This window comes from Pseudoalteromonas rubra, from assembly GCF_005887115.1.
Classification (GTDB): Bacteria; Pseudomonadota; Gammaproteobacteria; order Enterobacterales; family Alteromonadaceae; genus Pseudoalteromonas; species Pseudoalteromonas rubra_F.
Window position 1 is genome coordinate 1 of the sequence record NZ_PNCJ01000048.1, and the last position, 402, is coordinate 402.

1 pseudogene is annotated in these 402 nt (G+C 51.0%); it reads right to left on the reverse strand.

The annotated features are described in order from the left end of the window. Positions 1–80, reverse strand: a pseudogene (locus CWB98_RS24485) (transposase); the annotation flags it as partial. Between the last annotated feature and the right edge of the window lie 322 nt (positions 81–402).

The window sequence follows — 402 nt, forward strand, 5'->3', positions numbered from 1 at the left end:
GCGCGCCGCACACAACGGGAAATGCAGTGGTAGTATTTGGTATCCGACAGGCTAACTTGCCGCTTCCGTGCTGTTGGCATAGTCCATTATCCTCAGTCCATTGAGTATCCCCTAAAGGTAGACGGCGTAGCTCCTGTACGCCAGTTTGAGGTGGGTATCGCTGTAACTCCACACCACATCACCCACCCAACAATCCAGACTGAATGCCTACGATTTTGGGTGGGTGTCCATGTAACTCGCATGTAACTCGCTGCGTGCTGCTGCCATCCTCTGTTTTGGTGCTGAGCATTCTGGTTTCGTTACCATTGCGATCATAGGCAAAGGTTTTGGGTGGATGTCCATGTAACTCACCTTGGGGTGGGTGTCCTTGTAACTCCTATTCTGAGACTGTACCACCAATAA